The organism is Pseudomonas sp. OVF7 (assembly GCF_030644265.1).
GTDB lineage: Bacteria > Pseudomonadota > Gammaproteobacteria > Pseudomonadales > Pseudomonadaceae > Aquipseudomonas > Aquipseudomonas gorinensis.
This window is the reverse complement of the sequence record NZ_CP128996.1, coordinates 4,789,227-4,804,786: the sequence shown is the minus strand read 5'-3', so window position 1 is coordinate 4,804,786 and position 15,560 is coordinate 4,789,227. Positions and strand designations below refer to the sequence as shown.

Below are 15,560 nucleotides of genomic sequence, written 5' to 3'. Positions count from 1 at the left end.
ATGCGCTCTTTTTTTGTACCGGTTCTGGCTGTCGCTTCTTTGTTGCTGGCCGGTTGTGTCTCCGCGCCGAATTCGCCGAGCTTGACCCTGCAAACCGCCAAAACCCCCGAAGGCTATGTGCAATGTGTATTGCCCAAGCTTGAAAAGCACGACATCACCTCGACCGTGACGCAGAACTCGCGCCACGCCAAGGTGGTGCTGACCAGCAAGATCGCCGCCGATGATGTGCTGGAAGCCTACAAGTCCCAGGACAGCACCAAGGTATTCCTGTATGAGCGCAAGCCGTTGGCGTCGACTATCACCCCTTCGCGCCTCGAACTGGCCGCCAAGGAATGCCAGTAATCACTGATCACGCAAGACCTTGCGTGGGAGGGGGTTGCCCTCTCCCGCAGTCTGATTGATGTAACGCCTAGGGTTTTGCTTCGTGGCTGAAGCTGTCGACCGTCTTGACCAGCCCTTGAGCCGCCAACGCCACCAATTCTGCGCCTTTCTCCACCGTCGCCAGGGCCGGGTCGGAACCCATGCGCCCGTCGGGGAAGCGGGCGCGGAAGTCCAGTGCTTCACGGATCGGCCCGGTATTGGCGATCTGCGGCGAATACGCGGCAGTCTTGATCGACTCCGGATAAGCCCACTGCGTCACCGCAATTTCCGACGGCGTGGCATGGCTGCCATGACCTACCGGGAACTGCCGATGGGCCAGGTCGTTGACGCCTTCCAGGTCCCACCAGTTCACCAGCTTCAGCGCGAACCCGGCCGGGCGGCGGGCGTAGCTGGCTTCGGCGTACAGCTCGGAAAAGGCCGCTTCAATCGTGGCGATATTGCCGCCGTGGCCGTTGAGGAACAGGATCTTCTCGAAACCATGCCCGGCCAGCGAGCGCACCCAGTCGCCAATCGCGGCAATAAAGGTGGAAGGGCGCAGAGAGATGGTGCCGGGGAAGCCCAGGTGGTGCTGGGCCATGCCGATATTGAAGGTCGGGCCGATCAGGATGTCGGCGTTCTCTTGCGCTTGATGGGCGATGATCTCCGGGCACATCCAGTCGGTGCCGAGCAGGCCCGTGGGGCCGTGCTGCTCGTTGGAGCCGATGGGGATCACTACCGTGCGACTGCGCTCCAGGAACTGCTCGATCTCGATCCAGGTGGACTTATGTAGCAGCATGCGACGCTCTCTTTTATCGGTGGGACAGGTTAGCCGCCACGGATTGTACGGCTACTTGCCACCTGTTGGGGTTTACAGTTGAGGTACGTCGAGGACTTCAACCAGCGCTGGTCGGGGTACCACGAGAACATGAACTGCCCGTCCTTGAGTTTATCCACGACCTGGCGTGCTACCTGCGGGCGCACTGCCGGGCACCCCTGGCTGCGGCCGATACGGCCTTCGCGCTTGCTCCACAGCGGGCTTACGTAGTCGGCGGCATGAATCACCAGCGCGCGGTCGCGGGCCTGGTCATTGAAGCCCGGCTCCAGGCCATCCATGCGCAGCGAGTAGCCATGGGTGCCCAGGTAACTTTCCTGGGTGCGGAACAGCCCCAGGCTGGACTGGTGGCTGCCCTCGCGATTGGAAAATTGGGTGGCGAAGTTTTCCCCGGACTTCGCGCCATGGGCCACCAGGTCGCGCAGCACCAGGGTTTTCTTGCGCAAGTCGAAGATCCACAGCCGACGGGCGGTCGAAGGTTGGGAATAGTCAATCACAGCCAGGCGCTCGGAACGTTCCTCGCCATTATTGATCGCGCACTGCACGGCGCTCAGGGCGCTTTTCAGTACTGTGGGATTGAGTTCTGGAGCCGAGCGCGCCAGGCTGTTATACAAGGAAGGAGGGTTGCCATTGGCGGCGAGCGCAACACTGCTCAACATTGCCAGGCTCACAGTGATAAGGCCGAGACGGCACATAAAAGTCAGCATCTACAGTACATCCCCCCGCTGTGGATTGGAGCAAAGCCATTGTTCAAAAAACACGCATATTACGTGAGCATTTGCTTGCTCGTTGCACCATTGGTCGCGACAGCCGACGCGCTGATGGTGGATTCATTGCCAGTGACGGCGCCCAGTCCGGTCAACTCGGCCCCCATACAGCAGGCCCTTGCGCAGTTGCCTGGGGTCTGCCCCGAACTTGCCCCCCGGATCGACGCCGCCTTGCAATCGCGCCTGCAGGCGTTCTACCAGCAGCAGGGTGATGTACCGCTGTGGTCCGCCGACGAACGCCGCCAGGCCCTGCAATCTCAGTTGCTGATGCTGGCCGATGACGGCCTGGACCCCATCCACTATAGCCTGCCCCCGGCGAATGCCACGGCGAACGTGCTGTGCAACGATATCGACACCAGCCGCCAGTACCTGCAAGCCTTGCAAGACCTGCACTACGGGCGCCTGCAACAATCGCGCTTCGAACCGCTGTGGCATGCCCAGCCTCCCGCCCGTGACCCCAACACCGAAGTGCTGGGGTTTGCCGCCACCGGCCTGCACGATATGGCCCAGGCGTTTGACCAGGCCCGTCCCAGCGCCGACTTGTATCGCAGCCTGCGCAATGTTTACTCCATGGCGCGCCAACAACCGTTGCCGCACTGGGAAGCGGTCGCCAGCGGCCCGTTGCTGCGCCCCGGCATGGAAGACCCACGGGTTCCAGAATTGGCGCGGCGCTTATACAGCGGCGGCTACCTGGCCCAGGCTCCCGCCGGCAACGGCAGGCAATACCGGGATGAGCTGGTCACGGCCGTCAAAGCCTTCCAGCTCAGCCACTCCTTGCAATCCGATGGCGTGATTGGCGCGGGCACCGTGGCCGAACTCAATATCAGCCCAGCGATTCGCCGCGAACAATTGCGCATCAACCTGGAGCGCTTTCGCTGGCTGAGCCAGGACCTGGAACCCGAGGGCGTGCTGGTCAACGTGGCCGCCGCACAACTGAGCGTTTACCAGAGCGGCATTCCCGTGTGGCAAACCCGCCTGCAAGTCGGGCGTGCCGAGCGCCAGACACCGCTGCTCAAATCGCGCATCACCCGGCTGACCCTCAACCCCACTTGGACCATCCCGCCGACCATCATGCGTGAGGACAAACTCCCGGCGATTCGGCTCAACCCCGAGTACCTGCGCCAGCAGAACCTGCAAGTGCTCGACGCCGAAGGCCACCCGCTGGCCCCCGAACAGATCGACTGGGCACGCCCCGGCAACATCCTGCTGCGCCAGGAAGCCGGCCCGCGCAACCCGTTGGGTAAGATCGTGATGCGCTTCCCCAACCCGTATTCGGTGTACCTGCACGACACCCCCAGCCAGCCACTGTTCACCAAAGGCCCGCGCGCGTTCAGCTCCGGTTGCGTGCGGGTCGAGCAACCGCTGCTGCTGCGCGACCTGCTGGTGACGCCGGCGGAACGTGCCCGCACCGATGAATTGCTGGCCACGGGTGTGACCCATGAATTCCGACTGGCCACGCCGGTGCCGGTGTTACTGGGCTACTGGACGGTGGAAGTGGATCGCCAGGGCGGGCTGGTGTATGCGCCGGATATCTACGGGCGCGATCTGGTGTTGATGAAGGCTATGGGTTCCCAAGCCCTGTAGACGCGAGGCGCGCAATCACCAGGGTGACGGCCTGGTTCACCGTCAGCAGCGCCGTGTCGAGGGTCCATGGCGCTTCATCCCAAGCCTCATACTCATGGTCCAGGACCGACTGCCAGGTGGGCGGAACCAGGCCGGCGATGTCGCCTGCGCGGGTTTCCACGCGGCGTTGATGGACCTGTGGGTCAGAGCAGATCACCTGGATGTCGAGCACGTCCACGCTAGCCTGCGTGGCCACGTTCGCCCATGCAGATCGGCTTTCCCGGACCGGATTCACGCAATCGGCTATCACCGTATGACCCAGTTGCAGATGACTCAGCGCCTGCGCATTGGCCACCCCATAGCCGCTCGTGCCCACATCTGCCGCCAGCACGCCGGCATTGCGAATCGCCTGCTCGATCACGTCGATGCGCAGGTAAACCGCGCGAGTCTGGCGCGCGATTTCACGGGCGATGGTGGTCTTTCCGGTTCCGGGAAGGCCGCTGAAGACGATAAGCATGGTTCTATCTCGATAAGTCCGGAGGGCCGGTTCAGGGTATCCTCCTGTTCACCCACCGGTCGACCCTAGGAGCCCAGCATGACCTTGCCGTTCGTGAAAATGCATGCTCATGGCGATGATTTCATCATCATCGACCGCCGTGGCCAGGAAGACCCGATCACCGCGCAGGTTGCCCGCTGCCTGGGCAATCGCCACACCGGTATCGGTTTCAACCAACTGGCCGTGGTGCTCGACTGCGCCGATGCCGCTGCGCGTATCAAGTTCTGGAACCCCAATGGCACGCCCCTTGAGGCCTGTGGCAGTGCCACTCGGGGGGTGGCCGACCGCTTGATGCAGGAAACCGGCACCGATTCGATCGTATTGCGCACTGAGCGCGGGTTGCTGACGTGCGTGCGGGTGGCGGGGCAGCGGGTGTCGGTCAATATGGGCGCGCCATTGCTGGACTGGGCCGCAGTGCCGCTCGCCGAGCCGCTGGATACCCGAACCTTGCCGATCAAAGGCAGCCCGGCCGCGTGCAGCATGGGGAATCCACACTGCACGTTCTTTGTCGAGGATATCGCTGCCGTCGACGTCGAAGCGCTGGGCCCCGCCCTGGAAGTTCACCCGATATTCCCGGCCCGGACCAATGTTCATTTTGTCCAGGTACTGGATCGCCGCCATATCCGCCTGCGCATCTGGGAGCGGGGCGGCGGTGTACCGCTGGGTTCCGGATCGTGCTGCTGCGGGGCGGTGGTAAATGGTATCCGCCGTGGTTTGCTGGACGATACGGTTGAAGTGCACTGCGACGGCGGCACGCTCACCGTGCAGTGGGACGGGCAGGGTGGCGTGCTGTTGACCGGGCGTGTGGAGCCGATCATGCAAGGCACGGTCTACGCGATTCCGGTGTAGGCGTACCGAGTACCGACAGGTTCATTTGGGGCCTCAACGCCATGGGCTGCACCCGGTCTAGCGCCGATAGGGTAAAGTCGGCAGCCCAAGGAAGACACTTCAGGTAACAAAACATGATGCTGTGGTTGCGGCGATCCGCCTTGAGTCTGCTGGCCCTGCTGGCTGTCACCCTGTTGATCAGCACCGCCCAGGCCGACACGGCACCTGCGAGCCCGATCAAGGTCGCGCTGGACCAGCGCGTGATCGACCTCACCAATACCCTTGATGCAACGGCCATCCGCCGCCTGACCGACCAGCTCGCGGCCCTCGAACAACGCAAGGGCGCGCAGATAGCCGTGTTGCTGGTACCCAGCACCGGCCGCGACAGCCTCGAAGACTTCACCAACCAACTGTTCCGCGCCTGGAAGCTGGGGCGCAAGGACGTCAACGACGGCATCCTGTTGCTGGTGGCCAAGGACGATCGCAAGGTGCGCATCGAAGTGGGGTATGGCCTGGAAGGTACCGTCACCGACCTGTTGGCCCACCGCATCATCGAAGAACACATCACCCCGGCGTTTCGCCAGGGCGACTACGCGGGGGGTATCCAACAGGGTGTGGACGACCTCAGCGTGCTGGTCGAGGGGGGCGACCTGCCGAAGGTGGCCAGCCCGGGGCTGCCGCCTCCGGCAATCGCGGTATTGCTGGCGTTCATCGTGGGCGCCATCGGCGGCGTGTTGATCAGCGCCGGCAAGCTGCCCTGGCGCCGGGCGCTGGTGGTCGCGGTCGCGCTGACGGTGCTGCTGGCGGTGTTCGCCGGTGGTCGGGATTGGCCGGTGTACCTACTGTTGTTACCGCTGACCCTGCTGATCGGCGGTGCCACATTCGGTGCATTGTGGATGGCGCGCACGGTGTTTTATGGCGTGCTGGGCCTGCTGGCCTACATTGCCGGGCTGGTAGTGACGGATCGTTACGTGGATGTCGATTTCATTCACTGGCTGGCGTTTCCCCTGGGCGCATTGGTGGTGCTGGGGATGTACCTGATCCTGTTTGTCATCATGAAAGATGCCTGGAAACGCAGCCGCGTGGGATGTGTTGCGCGAGCGCTGGCGGCGGTGGCGGTGTACGTGGCGGCGGGCGTGCTGTTCGAGCGCGGGCGTGATGGCTGGCTGTTTGCGATCCCGATTGCCTCATTCGTGGCGCTGTTTATCTTTGGCAAGGTCTGCGTTGGGTCGGGATCGAGCTCGGGCAGCGGTTCCGGTTCGAGCGCCAGCAGCTCAAGTTCCAGCAGCAGTTCGTCGGGGGGTGGCGGTTCCAGCGGCGGTGGCGGGGCGTCCGGCAGTTGGTGATCGCGAGTCGCGTAGCCCATCGACCTTGGGTGAGAGCTCCGGCAGTTGCAGTGCACGTCCTTAGGTGAGCCAGCACGGCGATCAGGGCAGCACGATATAGTCGTTCTGCTGCACGATTGGCCGGTGCGGCCCCTGCACAAGGTGGACATAGCGGCCGTCCACCAGGTCGATGGGGAGGCAGTCATCGATATCCAATACCCCGTCGGTGTGAGCCTGGGACCAATGGCGCAGCATCTGCTGCTGACCCTTGGCTTTGGCTGCCTGTTTGTTGGGCGCGACCACCAGCAGGTAGTGATGGGCTTCGCCAAAGCTGTGGGCTTCATAGCCGCCCAGGTTGATGAAATACAGATGTTGCGCCCCGGCCTGGGGTGCCAGGGGGCTGAGCTCGACTGTCCAGCCATCGACACCCTCCACGGCCATCCAGGCATCGATATGCACACCCTTGGGGCTGCCAAACCAGGCGTCGCGCAATTGCGGGTAAGTGCCTTCCAACGTATCCGCCACGGCGAATACCACATCATGGACTTCGATCCGGGCGCGAGGGTGCTTGCCCCCGAGCATCACGACAAACAGCATTGCAGGTCCTTCCTGGCAGCTTGGCAAAGGGCAACCATACTTCGATTGAACCCTTTTGTCCGGCCAATGCCACACTGTTAACCCGCGAACTCATCAGGAGATTGTCATGCGAACCATTGATCTGGCCGGCGTTCCCGTCCCTGTCATCGGCCAGGGAACCTGGCGCATGGGCGAGAACCCCGACCAGCGCCGCGCCGAAGTCGCCGCGTTGCAACTGGGGATCGACGAGGGCATGACCCTGATCGATACCGCCGAAATGTACGGCGAAGGGGGGGCCGAGGAGGTGGTCGGCGAGGCCATTCGCGGCAAGCGTGACCAGGTGTTCCTGGTGAGCAAGGTCTACCCCCATAACGCCAGCCACAAGGGTGTCCCCCGTGCTTGCGAGGCCAGCCTCCGGCGCTTGGGGACTGATTACATCGATCTGTATCTGCTGCATTGGCGCGGCCAGTATCCCCTTGAAGAAACGGTCGAGGCCTTCGAGCGGCTGCGAGAAGCCGGCAAAATCGGCCGCTGGGGTGTGTCCAATTTCGATGTCGCCGACCTGCAGGAACTTGCTTCCCCGGCCTGTGCCACCAACCAGGTGCTCTACAACATTGAAGAGCGCGGTATCGAATTCGACTTGCTGCCATGGTGGCAACAGCATCACTTGCCATTGATGGCTTATTGTCCGATTGCCCAGGGGGGTGGGCTGCTATCCAGCCAGACGCTCAAGCACATCGCTCACCTTCATGAGGTCACGCCTGCCCAGGTGGCCTTGGCGTGGGTGTTGCGCCAGGAGGGGGTGATTGCCATCCCCAAGGCCGTGACGCCCGAACACGTGCGCCTTAACGCCAGCGCCGCGAACCTGGTGCTGGATGAACACGATCTGGAGGCCATCGACCGGGTGTTCGGCGCGCCCAAGCGCAAGCACCCCCTGGCGATGGTCTGAGTGTCGCGCAGAAACGGCGCCGTCCCTGGCAGCCGTTTGCGCATCAGGCCGGGTCAGCCGGCCGCCGGGCTGCGCCAGTCGTCCGAGCCGGATGTACCGGAGACCTCATGGGTCCAAGTGATCTTGCGATAGCTGAAGTAGACGTCTTCGAGGTGGGTGAAATGCGCGTTGTCCGGGTCCTGGCAATTGGGCATGCGCGACTGGATGTCGACGATGGTCGCCCCTTCGAGTTCGATGGTGAAGTAGTGCTCCTGCGTGCCTGCCGCTGAGGTCCGCAGCCACTCCAGTCGGCACTTGACCTCTTCGCCGCTGGTGAGGGCGCTGAAGAGCAACGGCGATGACTTGTCGAAGACCTTGCTGATCATCAACGGTTTATGCACCCTCTGCCCCGTCGGTTGGCCCGATTGCGGGTCGCGGGGAATGATTACCTGGTGAGCAAACGCCTGCACGAGAATCTGGTCCTCATGACCTTCCTGGTAAATGCCACCTACCGAGTCCTGGGTAAAAGTGCCTGCCGTTATCAAACCTTGCTTGACACCGGTAATAGAAAGATACGCGGGTGTTGGCATGTCGGGTTTCCTTGCCTTATTGATAGGGAGTTCCATTCGGCGACGGGCCGGATGGGCAAAACCCCTATAACAAGAAGCGTGCCTGAAAGTTGGAACTCCAATGAAATAAGGGGTTCGATGTGGCGTGCGCTTGTATTTTATAAGTTGCGGGGAGGCGGGGGCGATATTAACGGCTGGTATTTGCGCTTAAGTGCGCAATTAGTTGCTTGTTCTGTTTGAGCCGCTCTAATCAATGAAGCGCGAGCAGTCAGGGCATTTTGCAACGGATTAAACTGCGCAAATTGCTGCGCAGGCCAGGTTTTATGGTGATTGTAGGAAATTCCTTAAGTAGGCGCATGTTGCTTGCTGAATGTTTTTTGCGTGACTAATGTTCGCTCGCTTCGTCACGTTTTTCACGAAGCTTCATGGCTTACTGGTGCGCAGCCAATACGCAGTTAGTTCGCCGGTCCTATCTTGGATAATCGTGCGCGGTTAAAAATGATTTACTCAGACACGCTTTGCGCTTATTACCTTGAGGTCGCCCGAACGCCATGTTCAGATGCAAGTTATGCCGGCAGTGAAGTGCGCTTCTCCAGCGAATATGAAGCCCTTGAAACCGAGCTGGCCAAGGCCCAATCGATCCACGGCGGCAGCCAGCCAGACTGGCAGCTCGTCAGGGTCATCAGCGAAGGCGTGCTGCGTCAGCATTCCAAGGATTTGCGGGTCGCGGCATGGTTGACCTGGGCGTTGTACCAGCGTGAATCCTTTCCTGGTTTGCTGGCAGGCCTGGGCCTGTTGCGTCATCTTTGCGAACAGCATTGGGCGGCTGTCCACCCCGCCAAGATGCGTACCCGTGGCGCAGCTTTCGGCTGGCTGGTGCTGCGCCTTGAGCCCTTGTTTGCGCAAACCCTTGCAATCGCGGATCAGCAACCCCTGTTCCAAGCCATCCTTGAACACCTTTCCAGCCTGGATGAATGCTGGAGCGCATGCCTGGGAAGCGACGCGCCACTCCTTCTGCCGATTCGCAGGCAATTATCAGAGCGCCTGGCGCGCACGGCGCAATGCGGTCCCGAGCCGGCCGGTGTGACGGCGGTCGTTGCACAGGTCAAGCAGGCAGCGACTCAATTGCTCAAGCCGGAAGCTGCAATCGATAACGAAAAAGACGCACATAAGCGACTTCGCACCCTGCAGGACCAGGCTCGCCCATTGTGTACCTGGTGGCTGCGCCAGGACGCTACAGACCTGCGCGCATTGCGCCTGGGCCGTACGCTGGCCTGGCTGCCCCTGGTCAGTTACCCCGACGCCGACAGTGCAGGGATCACCAGCCTGCGTGGCCCCACATCCGACAAGCTCAACCGTTACCAGGAGCGTTTTGTCCAAGGTCATTACGCCGACCTGGTGCTTGAGCTTGAAGCGAGCCTGGCCAGTGCGATGTTCTGGTTCGACGGTTTGCGCATGCAGTGGGAGTGCCTCGAGGCGCTGCAGGCTCATCTGGCGATGTCCGAGGTGGAAGTCAGCCTCGCCCTGTTGTTGCAACGCCTGCCGAACCTCCTCGGGTTCTGCTTTCACGACGGCGTTCCGTTTGCGGATGCTGCGACTCGCGACTGGATTGCGCTGCAGGTGAATCGCCATCTGCAAAGAACCTCACCCTCGCAGATATCGATCGATGCCGACGCCGAGCCGTGGGAGAGGGCGTTGCAGGACGTCATGGCACGGTTGCGCAAGGACGGGCTCAAGGCCGCCGTCGGGGAACTCAGGCAGGGCCTGCATGCCGCACGCGGCGAGCGAGCGCGCTTCCATTGGCGTTTGGCCCAGGCCCGGTTGTGTGTACTGGCCGGCAAGTACGAGCTGGCGAGAATCCAGCTTGAACAGTTGGATCATGAACTGCAGCAGGCGGGGCTGGACCGTTGGGAGCCTGGCCTGGCGCTGCAGGTGGCGCAGTTGCTGTATCGCTGCTGCGACCTGTTGCCACAAAGCCATGCCGTGCGGGAGCGCAAGGAAGACACCCATCGCAGGTTGTGCCACTTCGACCTGGAAGCGGTACTTGAATAGGCTTTCGAGCCGCTCGAAAAAAAGGAGATAGACCATGGCCAAAGAAGGTTCGGTAGCACCCAAGGAACGCATCAATATCACCTTCAAACCTGCCGTTGGAGACGCACAGGAAGAAGTTGAACTGCCGTTGAAGTTGTTGGTACTGGGGGATTTCACCCAGCGTGAGGACTTGCGCAAGCTGGAAGACCGCAAGCCGATCAGTATCGACAAGAACACCCTGGACGAGGTGCTGGCCAAGCAAGCGCTGGAGTTGACGCTCAGCGTGCCCAATCGCCTCCAGGACGCGCCCGACGTTGAAGAGCTGGGCATACAGGTGCGGATCAATTCGATGCAGGACTTCAACCCCGCAAGCCTGGTGGAGCAGATTCCCGAACTGAAAAAGCTGATGACGCTGCGTGAAGCGTTGATGGCATTGAAGGGGCCACTGGGGAATACGCCGAGCTTTCGCAAGGCCATCGAGCAAGCCCTGGCCAATGATGAATCCCGTGCACGGGTATTGGCCGAGTTGGGGCTGGGCAGTTCCACCGTATGACTTTTTCAGGAAAAGGACACTGAACGATGAGCGCACAACATAAACCGCTGGCCACATCAACGGATGACAACGGCGGCATCCTTGACAACATTATTGCCCAGACGCTGCTGACGGTTGACGACGAGGCGTATGGCATCGCCAAGCGCGGGGTCTCGGCGTTTATCGAAGAGCTGGTCAAACCGCACAACAGCGGTGAGCCGGTCAAGAAACGCCTGGTCGATCGGATGATCGCCGAAATCGATGCCAAGCTCAGCCAGCAGATGGACGAAATTCTCCACCACCCGGATTTCCAGGCGCTTGAAGCCGCGTGGAAGGGCCTGCAGTTGCTGGTCGATCGCACTAATTTTCGCGAGAACATCAAGATCGAACTGCTGAATGTCGCGCGGCAGGACCTGTTGGATGATTTTGAAGACTCGCCGGAAATCAACCAGTCCGGGCTCTATAAACACATCTACAGTGCCGAATACGGTCAGTTTGGCGGCCAGCCGGTAGGCGCCATCATTGCCAACTACTTCCTCTCGCCCAGCGCGCCGGATGTCAAGCTGATGCAGTACGTTTCCAGCGTGGCCTGCATGGCCCATGCGCCGTTTATCGCGGCTGCCGGGCCGGGGTTCTTTGGCTTGGAAAGCTTTACCGGGCTGCCCGACCTGAAGGATCTCAAGGATCATTTCGAAGGCCCCCAGTTTGCCAAGTGGCAGAGCTTTCGCCAGAGCGAAGATGCCCGCTACATCGGCCTTACCGTGCCACGGTTCCTGCTGCGCACCCCCTACGACCCGTCGGAGTGCCCGGTCAAGACCTTTGCCTACCAGGAAAACGTGGTCAACAGCCACGAACACTATCTGTGGGGCAATACTGCCTACGCGTTCGCCACGCGCCTGACCGATAGCTTCGCCCGGTTTCGCTGGTGCCCGAACATTATCGGTCCGCAAAGCGGTGGCATGGTGGAGGACCTGCCGTTGCACCACTTCCACAGCATGGGCGAAATCGAAACCAAGATTCCTACCGAGGTGCTGGTTTCCGATCGTCGCGAATATGAGTTGGCCGAGGAAGGCTTTATTGCCCTGACCATGCGCAAGGGCAGTGACAATGCCGCGTTCTTCTCCGCCAGTTCCGTGCAGAAACCCAAGTACTTCGGCACCAGCGCCGAGGGCAGGGAGGCCGAGCTGAACTACCGCCTGGGTACCCAGTTGCCGTACATGATGGTGGTCAACCGGCTGGCCCATTACCTCAAGGTGCTGCAGCGCGAACAACTGGGTTCGTGGAAGGAGCGCACCGATCTTGAGCTGGAGCTCAACAAGTGGATTCGCCAATACGTGGCGGACCAGGAAAACCCCAGCGCCGAAGTGCGCGGCCGGCGTCCGCTGCGAGCCGCCCGTATTGTCGTCAGTGACGTCGACGGGGAACCTGGCTGGTACCGCGTCAACCTCAGTGTGCGACCTCACTTCAAGTACATGGGGGCGGATTTCACCTTGTCCCTGGTCGGCAAGCTCGACAAAGAATGATCAGGCACCAGGGGATGACACATTACTGCAGCCTATTCGAGCGCCTTGACGGCCAGGCACATGCCCAGGCGAACAGCGTGGCGTCCATCGCGACGCACCTGGGCAAGATGCTCAGCACGCGTGCGGGCAGTGTCCAGATACTGCACGACTACGGCTTGCCGGATCTCAATGACCTGCGCCTGAGCCTGCACGAATCATTGAGCCGATCGCGCCTGTCGATCGAACGGTTTATCCAGGCCTATGAGCCGCGTTTGGCGAACGTGCGCGTAAGGCTATTGCCCCGCGACCGCGATCCCCTGGTCCTGGCATTTGCCATCGAGGCCACACTGCTCGCCAATGGAATCAGGCAACCGGTGGTGTTCAGTGCGCTTCTGGGTGATGGTGGGCAGGTCGAGGTTGCGCCGGATGACCTTTAATCGTTATTACCAAAGCGAACTCAGTGCCTTGCGTCAGCTGGGGCGACGTTTCGCCGAGCGCAATCCAGCCTTGGCACCGTTTCTCGCAGAGGCCGGCCAGGACCCGGACGTGGAGCGTTTGCTCGAAGGCTTTGCGTTTCTCACCGGCCGCCTGCGGCAGAAACTGGATGACGAATTACCCGAACTGACCCATTCGTTGATGCAGTTGTTGTGGCCCAACTACATGCGGCCTCTGCCATCGTTCAGCATCTTGCAGTTCGATCCGTTGAAACGGGCAGGGCCTGCTGTCCGGGTGGCGCGCGACACCGCAGTGGAAAGCGCGGCCATCAATGGCGAGCGCTGTCGCTTTCGGACCTGCTACAGCACCCAGGTCATGCCGTTGCAACTGAGCGCCGTGACGTATGTCTTCCAGGGTGAGCGAGCCTTGTTGGACCTGCGGTTGGACATGAGCGCCCCGGGGAATTTCAGTGAGTTGGTGTTCGACACGTTGCGGTTGCACCTGGCCGGGGATCGCCACGTCAGCCAGGGGTTGTACCTGGGCCTGCTGCGTCATCTCGACGGCATCGAGTTGTTGCTTCTCGGTGATGACGGCCAGCCCGTCAACGGGACCGATGGGCAGGCAATGTCGCTGCGGCTGTGTGCCAGCCAGGTACGCCCGGTGGGGTTCTGCGAAGAACAGGCGTTGATTCCTTACCCAGTAAATACCTTCCGTGGTTATCGCCTGCTGCAGGAGTATTTTGCCTTCCCTGACAAATACCTGTTCGTGGATGTCGGCGGTTTGGATCGGTTGCATGGGGTGCCCCAGGCACTGCTCAAACGGGTGCGTGGCATGGTGATGCGTTTTGAACTGCGCACCCAGGGGCATGAGCCGCAACGCCCCGGCCTGGACAACGTGAAGCTCTATTGCACCCCCATCGTCAATCTGTTCAACCATGATGCCGTGCCCGTTCGCCTGGACGGCAAGCAGGATGAGTACCTGCTGGTGCCTGGGGAATATACCCGCGGCAACGCCGCGGTGTTTTCCGTGGACAGCGTGACGGGATGGCGCCCGGGTGGCCTGGGTTATCGGCATTACGTACCGTTCGAGTCCTTTGAACACGACAGCGCCACCCCAGCCTCGAACATGGCCCCCAGCTACAGCCTTCGCCAGCGTGCATCGGCACAGCATGCCGGTCTCGACACCTGGATCGCGTTTGAGCGTGACCAGGGGCACGAACAGGAAACACTGTCGATCGAGTTGACCTGCACCAATCAGAACCTGCCGCTGCAGCTACAGGTGGGGCAGGTCAACCAGCCCTGCGAGCAGACCCCGGAATTTCTGGCGTTTCGAAATATCACCGTGCCGACCACGAGTCTTGCTCCGCCCCTGGACCAGGACTTCCTGTGGCGACTGATCAGCAACCTGTCGCTCAACTACCTGTCGTTGACCGATATCAATGCCCTGAAAGTCATCCTCGAAACCTACGACCTGCCGCGTTATCACAGCCGCCAGGCGCAGAAGATCAGTGCAAAGCGGTTGGGAGCGCTGCGCGGCATCCGGCACGAAGCCGTCGACCGATTGCTCAATGGCCTGCCGATTCGCGGTGTGCGGGTGGACCTGTCGATCGATACCCAAGGCTTCCTCGGCCAGGGCGAAACCTTTGTATTCGCTTCGGTGCTCAATGAGTTTTTTGCGCTGTACGCCAGCTTGAATTCGTATCACGAATTGCGAGTGATCAGCACACAAGGAGATGTGTACCTATGGCCACCCCGCATGGGCGAGCAGCCCCTGCTTTAACCGAACTGTCCCGTTTCATCCGCGAGTACTCGCTGTTCCAGGCGGTGTTACAGGTGATCGAGCGCTTGCGTGATGCCCATCCACTGCTGGATGAGGACGCGTTGTATGACCAATTGGAATTCCAGGCCAATCCAGGCTTGGGCTTTCCCGGACACGACATCGATCGAGTGGAGTTTTTTGTGGAGTACGGTCAATTGCGCGCGCGGCTTCGCCTCAATGTCCTCGGGCTATGTGGCGCGGGGTCACCACTGCCCGCGTTCTACGCGGAGCAGGCGTACGCAGAGGTGTCAGGCGGTAACGCCACCCGGGATTTCCTGGACGTGTTTCACCACCGCCTGCAACGGCTGATGCTGCCGATCTGGCGCAAATATCGTTATCGAGCCTGCTTCCGACGGGGCGCCAGTGATGCGTTCTCGGCGCAGATGTTTGCCTTGATCGGACTGGGAGGCCAGGACATTCGTCGGGCGGCAGCGCTGGATTGCAAACGGCTGCTGCCTTACCTGGGGCTGCTGAGCCTGCGCGCGCATTCGGCGGCAATGATTGAGACGGTGATGCGCCATTACTTCAAGCACCGCCGGTTGTTCATCGAACAGTGGGTTGAACGCAGCGTGTCAATCAACGGACAGCAGCGCAATCGGCTGGGGGTGGCCAACCACACGCTCGGCCAGGACCTGGTGCTGGGGAGTCGGGTCACCGATTGCAGCGGCAAGTTCACCGTGCATGTGCTCGGGCTCGACTGGCAACGATTTCACCAGTTCCTGCCGACCGGGGAGGACCTGCGCCCCTTATGTGCACTGCTGCGCTTAACCGCGCGCGCACCGCTGGAATATGACGTGCGCCTGGTGCTCGCCGAAGGGGAGATCCGCGCGCTGCATATCGGCGAACGCAATGTGTGTCGCCTGGGATGGACCAGTTGGCTGGGGCATGAGCGGGCGGATGGTGTGGTCACGCTGGCTGGCAATGCGCATTAAGGACTG

At 61.3% G+C, this 15,560-nt stretch carries 16 protein-coding genes; 11 read left to right on the top strand and 5 right to left on the bottom strand.

Annotated features, from left to right (window positions below):
• Nucleotides 1-342, top strand: a complete 342-nt coding sequence (locus QU606_RS21740) for a hypothetical protein (protein ID WP_024075966.1) — start codon at nucleotides 1-3, stop codon at nucleotides 340-342.
• A gap of 67 nt (nucleotides 343-409) precedes the next feature.
• Here the strand turns inward: QU606_RS21740 and QU606_RS21735 are convergent, their stop codons facing one another.
• Both QU606_RS21735 and QU606_RS21730 read right to left on the bottom strand, forming a co-directional pair.
• A complete protein-coding gene (locus QU606_RS21735) occupies nucleotides 410-1,156 on the bottom strand; it encodes a creatininase family protein (protein WP_024075965.1) in 747 nt (248 codons plus the stop codon).
• A 29-nt stretch (nucleotides 1,157-1,185) separates the two neighbouring features.
• Nucleotides 1,186-1,899, bottom strand: a complete 714-nt coding sequence (locus QU606_RS21730) for a murein L,D-transpeptidase catalytic domain family protein (RefSeq protein WP_024075964.1) — start codon at nucleotides 1,897-1,899, stop codon at nucleotides 1,186-1,188.
• Between the two features lie 39 nt (nucleotides 1,900-1,938).
• Between QU606_RS21730 and QU606_RS21725 the strand changes: the two genes are divergently transcribed.
• On the top strand, nucleotides 1,939-3,543 hold the full coding sequence (locus QU606_RS21725; protein WP_304997506.1) for a murein L,D-transpeptidase: 1,605 nt from the start codon (nucleotides 1,939-1,941) through the stop codon (nucleotides 3,541-3,543).
• Here the strand turns inward: QU606_RS21725 and QU606_RS21720 are convergent.
• Nucleotides 3,521-4,039, bottom strand: coding sequence for an AAA family ATPase (locus QU606_RS21720; RefSeq protein ID WP_304997505.1), 519 nt, complete (start codon nucleotides 4,037-4,039; stop codon nucleotides 3,521-3,523). The genes QU606_RS21725 and QU606_RS21720 overlap by 23 nt on opposite strands.
• Before the next feature lie 78 nt (nucleotides 4,040-4,117).
• Between QU606_RS21720 and dapF the strand changes: the two genes are divergently transcribed.
• The gene (dapF, locus tag QU606_RS21715) at nucleotides 4,118-4,927 is read left to right on the top strand and encodes a diaminopimelate epimerase (protein ID WP_304997504.1); all 810 of its coding nucleotides are present in this window, start codon (nucleotides 4,118-4,120) and stop codon (nucleotides 4,925-4,927) included.
• Nucleotides 4,928-5,040: 113 nt separating this feature from the next.
• Nucleotides 5,041-6,252 carry a YgcG family protein gene (locus QU606_RS21710; RefSeq protein WP_304997503.1) on the top strand — a complete coding sequence of 404 codons (1,212 nt, stop codon included), beginning with the start codon at nucleotides 5,041-5,043 and terminating at the stop codon, nucleotides 6,250-6,252.
• 81 nt (nucleotides 6,253-6,333) lie between these two features.
• Here QU606_RS21710 and QU606_RS21705 read toward each other — a convergent pair whose 3' ends face one another.
• Entirely contained in the window at nucleotides 6,334-6,828 is a 495-nt protein-coding gene (locus QU606_RS21705) for a DUF1543 domain-containing protein (protein WP_150054552.1), read from the bottom strand.
• A 106-nt stretch (nucleotides 6,829-6,934) separates the two neighbouring features.
• On the opposite strand from QU606_RS21705, the gene QU606_RS21700 reads away from it, so the two are divergent.
• A complete protein-coding gene (locus QU606_RS21700; RefSeq protein WP_102624757.1) occupies nucleotides 6,935-7,756 on the top strand; it encodes an aldo/keto reductase in 822 nt (273 codons plus the stop codon).
• A gap of 53 nt (nucleotides 7,757-7,809) precedes the next feature.
• On the opposite strand, the gene QU606_RS21695 is transcribed toward QU606_RS21700, so the two are convergent.
• Complete coding sequence (locus tag QU606_RS21695) at nucleotides 7,810-8,325, bottom strand: Hcp family type VI secretion system effector (protein ID WP_024075957.1); 516 nt, start codon at nucleotides 8,323-8,325, stop codon at nucleotides 7,810-7,812.
• 477 nt (nucleotides 8,326-8,802) lie between these two features.
• On the opposite strand from QU606_RS21695, the gene tssA reads away from it, so the two are divergent.
• Genes tssA through tssG form a run of 6 tightly spaced genes read left to right on the top strand, consistent with a single transcriptional unit; the run spans nucleotide 8,803 to nucleotide 15,554 of the window.
• Complete coding sequence (tssA, locus tag QU606_RS21690) at nucleotides 8,803-10,356, top strand: type VI secretion system protein TssA (RefSeq protein ID WP_304997502.1); 1,554 nt, start codon at nucleotides 8,803-8,805, stop codon at nucleotides 10,354-10,356.
• 34 nt (nucleotides 10,357-10,390) lie between these two features.
• Nucleotides 10,391-10,888, top strand: coding sequence for a type VI secretion system contractile sheath small subunit (gene tssB, locus QU606_RS21685; RefSeq protein ID WP_069076343.1), 498 nt, complete (start codon nucleotides 10,391-10,393; stop codon nucleotides 10,886-10,888).
• Nucleotides 10,889-10,914: 26 nt separating this feature from the next.
• Entirely contained in the window at nucleotides 10,915-12,390 is a 1,476-nt protein-coding gene (gene tssC, locus QU606_RS21680) for a type VI secretion system contractile sheath large subunit (RefSeq protein WP_024075954.1), read from the top strand.
• Between the two features lie 14 nt (nucleotides 12,391-12,404).
• A complete protein-coding gene (tssE, locus tag QU606_RS21675; protein ID WP_168233426.1) occupies nucleotides 12,405-12,806 on the top strand; it encodes a type VI secretion system baseplate subunit TssE in 402 nt (133 codons plus the stop codon).
• Nucleotides 12,796-14,583, top strand: coding sequence for a type VI secretion system baseplate subunit TssF (gene tssF / locus QU606_RS21670; protein ID WP_304997501.1), 1,788 nt, complete (start codon nucleotides 12,796-12,798; stop codon nucleotides 14,581-14,583). Before tssE ends, tssF begins: the two co-directional genes overlap by 11 nt.
• The gene (gene tssG / locus QU606_RS21665; RefSeq protein WP_304997500.1) at nucleotides 14,547-15,554 is read left to right on the top strand and encodes a type VI secretion system baseplate subunit TssG; all 1,008 of its coding nucleotides are present in this window, start codon (nucleotides 14,547-14,549) and stop codon (nucleotides 15,552-15,554) included. The genes tssF and tssG overlap by 37 nt, the downstream gene beginning before the upstream one ends.
• Nucleotides 15,555-15,560 lie beyond the last annotated feature (6 nt).